We start from the raw sequence: 3,421 nt of genomic DNA, 5'->3' as shown, positions 1-3,421 counted from the left end.
CGGCCATGCCGAGGCTCTCCGGAAGGTCGACGCCGCGGTCGCGGCACGCGGTCATGGCTCCGACGGCCATGACGTCGTTGACCGCGAAGACGCAGTCGATCGCGGCGCTCCGGTCGAGCAGTTCGGACATGGCCTCATAGCCGCCGTCCCGGGTGAACCCGCCGTGGATGATGTTGGCCGGATCGAGCTCGATGCCGCTGGAAGTAAGGCCGTCGCGGAATCCTTCCACCCGGTCACGTGCTGTGAGCAGGGTGGACGGACCGCCGAGGATGGCGAAGCGCCGGTAGCCGAGCTCGACGAGCACCCCGGCGAGCTCACGTGCGCCCGAGCGGTTCTCCAGGGCGACGGTGTCGACGGGCAGGATGTCCTGGCTGATCATCACCACTCGTCCTCCCGTGCGCTCGAACATGGCGAACTCGTGCCGCAGCGTTTCCATCTCGGCACTGTCGGCCACCCGGCTGCCGACCAGGATGGCAACGCGGCTGTGCTGCCCGCGCAGCGAGTTCAGGTGCTCGATCTCGCGCAGTGGGCTGCGCCCGGTGTTCGCCAGTGTCACCAGCATCTGGTGGGTCTCGGCGACGTGCATCACACCGGCGGCGATCGACGAGAAGTAGGGGTCGGCGATGTCGTGAACAAGCAGCCCGACCAGGTTGGTCTGGCCCTTCGCGACGGCCTGTGCCTGCGTATTGGCGGCGTAGTTAAGCCTGCGCGCGGCATCGAGGACGCGTTCGCGAAGCTCCTCGCCCACCTGCCGTGTGCTGCCGTTGATCGCGCGCGACGCCGTGGCGAGTGATACCCCTGCCTCCCGGGCGACGTCAGTCAATGTGACCGCGCCGGCTCGTTGCTCGACCATGAGGCTCCCTCCCGCGACCGCCTGCCGGAATGCGTTTGCCACTCTACTGGGTCTACGGTAATCCGCCGGGCATTTCACGCCATTGGTCCACATAGTTCGGTGTGCTGCGCTGAATGACCATCCCTGGCGAGCGCATTCCGAACCATTCCGGCAAGTACCCACCGCTCTATGTGTAAGAGGTCGCGCGGAATGGGTGCCGGTGAAGCGAGTGGGTTATCCGAGCCGGGATGCGGGGGCCTGCGCAGACGACTCCCATTCCGCGCAATCTCGCAGCACAGCACGACGCCCGCTCAACGTGGGAGCGTCGAACGGGCGTCGTTGTCACTGTACGTGCTGCGTGTCACCGTACGTGCGGTAGGCCCACACGGACCGTGACTGCGTGCCTGTGGCGGCAGCCGGCCCTCAGCTGGCCCAGGCGAGCAGAGAGTGCCGCCTCTGCGGTTCGCGGAGCGCGGCGAGAGCGTGCTTCTCCAGTTGCCGGACGCGCTCGCGGGATACGCCGACCTCATCCGCGACGTCCTGCAAGGTGTGCTCGTGACCGTCGGCCAGGCCGTAGCGGAGTTCGATGATGCGCGCCTCGCGCGGGGGCAGCGAGTCGAGCACGGTGCGCAGGGAGTCGACCAGGGCATGGTGCTCGGCGACGTCTTCGGCCCGTACGACGTCGTCATCCTCGATGATCTCACCGACGGACGTGTCACCGTCCTCACCGATCGGCGTGTCCAGGCTGAGCGGATCCCGTGAGACGCGCCGCAGCTCGATGACCCGCTCGGGGGGCAGTCCGGCCTCCTCGGCGATCTCCTCGACCGTTGCGTCCCGTCCCAGTAGCCGCTGCAGGTCACGGCCGATCCGGTGCAGCTTGGCGACCGTCTCGGCGACGTGCACCGGCAGCCGGACCGTCCGAGTCTGCTCGGCGAGTCCACGCTGGATCGACTGCCGGATCCACCACGTGGCGTACGTAGAGAACTTGAAGCCCTTGGCGTAGTCGAACTTCTCGACGGCGCGCATGAGCCCCAGGTTGCCTTCTTGAATCACGTCCAGAAACGGCAAACCTCGGTTGGAGAGTTTGCGTGCCACGGAGACGACCAGGCGGAGATTGGCCCGGATCATATGGTCTTTGGCCAGTTCGCCGTCGTCGGCTATGGCCTGAAGTTCGCGGCGGTACTTCGGGGTGAGCTCATTCTTGTTCTCGCCCGCATCGGCGGCGCGGAGCAGTTCGGTCGCATATACACCGGCCTCGATGCGCTTGGCCAGCTCTACCTCTTCCTCTGCGCTGAGCAGCGGTGTCTTGCCGATTTGCGCGAGGTATCGCCCGACCAGGTCAGGTTCCCCCTCGGAGCCGTTACGCGGACCACGACGTGTGACGTCGACGTCGGTGCTGACTGCCATGGCTCCTCCCTTCCTGTCGTCGCTAGTCGGACGGTACCCAGTTCGCCCGACGAACATACGTTTCATAACGTACGAGGCGCCCTAGAGATTCCGGTTTTCCTGAGAACTCGCTGAGAGTTGAGTTGAATCGCTTCTCCGGGGACGTAATGCCCACCACGGCCGCCCTGATCGCTGTGCCCCTGACTCCGTCATCGAGAAGTTGAAGACAGGGCATCATACAACATCACCTTCGCGAGAGCCATTCCACCGCGTGTGGGTCGTGGACACGGAAGAATGCGGATATGCCAGAAGACCTGGACGACGCGGCCCGACACGGTCGTCGACCCGGCACGGAGGTTCGGCTGCACGTGCCGTGCAGCTGTGTGAACCGATCCCGCCGACGCTGCGTCTCTACCTGACGTGAAGAGAGTCCTTTTCGGCAGTGCTGGCGGTGGCGAGGATGGTCATCCGCGCCCGGTCCGGCAAGGCGACGGCGACAACGCCGTCGGTCGGGATGCGGGAGCCGCCGCAGCGCCGTTGGGACCGCCGGAACAGGTTCTCACAGGCGAACGCTGCGACGACGAGCTGCTGCGCGCCGCTGGTTCCGGCGACCGCGCGGCGTTCGAGGAGTACTACCGGCGCAACGCGACCTGGCTGCTGGTCCGGCTGCGGCGGCGCTGCGGCGATGCCGACCTGGCCGCGGACGTGCTCCAGGAGACGTTCCTGGCCGTCTGGCGTGCGGCGTCGTCGTACACAGGTACGGACCAGGCGGGTGGCTGGCTCTGGTCGATCGCCACCCGGCGCCTGATCGATGCGCACCGGCGCCGAGCCGCACGCGCACAGACCGCAGGGGAGCCGCACGAGGACTTGGTCAAGGTTCCGTCCGCTGAGGAGGAGGCACTGGCGTCGTCGTTCGGTGCGGAGATCGCCGTCGCGCTCGACCGGCTCTCGCCGGAGCTGCGGGCAGTCCTGCAGGCCACCGTCCTCGATGGCTTCTCCGTCCGGGAGGCGGCAGTGCTGCTGGATGTCCCGGAAGGAACCGTCAAGTCCCGGGCCCGCCGGGCCCGGCTTCAGCTGAAGGAGGCGCTCGCATGAGCTGGCACATACCGCGGCAGACGGCACGAGCGTACGTGGACGGACGGATCGGCGACGCGGACGCGTGGTCGGTCGAGGCCCACCTCGCGGCGTGTGAGCACTGTCGTG

General features: G+C 67.1%; 4 protein-coding genes. 2 read left to right on the top strand and 2 right to left on the bottom strand.

Annotation, left to right across the window (positions count from 1 at the left end; genetic code table 11):
- Together ELR45_RS05195 and ELR45_RS05190 are read right to left on the bottom strand one after the other, a co-directional pair.
- Positions 1-853, bottom strand: an 853-nt coding sequence (locus ELR45_RS05195) for a LacI family DNA-binding transcriptional regulator (protein ID WP_205856020.1), incomplete at its 3' end; no start/stop codon positions are given.
- A gap of 402 nt (positions 854-1,255) precedes the next feature.
- Positions 1,256-2,239, bottom strand: coding sequence for a sigma-70 family RNA polymerase sigma factor (locus ELR45_RS05190; protein ID WP_129663986.1), 984 nt, complete (start codon positions 2,237-2,239; stop codon positions 1,256-1,258).
- 516 nt (positions 2,240-2,755) lie between these two features.
- On the opposite strand from ELR45_RS05190, the gene ELR45_RS05185 reads away from it, so the two are divergent.
- Positions 2,756-3,313 (top strand): RNA polymerase sigma factor, encoded by a 558-nt coding sequence (locus ELR45_RS05185; RefSeq protein ID WP_129664261.1) that lies wholly within the window; start codon positions 2,756-2,758, stop codon positions 3,311-3,313.
- Positions 3,310-3,421 (top strand): zf-HC2 domain-containing protein (locus ELR45_RS42500; protein WP_165367516.1); only part of this gene is annotated, 112 nt, incomplete at its 3' end. The genes ELR45_RS05185 and ELR45_RS42500, both read left to right, overlap by 4 nt.

This window comes from Phytoactinopolyspora endophytica (genome assembly GCF_004138495.1).
GTDB classification, from domain to species: domain Bacteria; phylum Actinomycetota; class Actinomycetes; order Jiangellales; family Jiangellaceae; genus Phytoactinopolyspora; species Phytoactinopolyspora endophytica.
The sequence above is the reverse complement of the archived record's forward strand: the minus strand, read 5'-3'. Positions and strand labels throughout refer to the sequence as shown.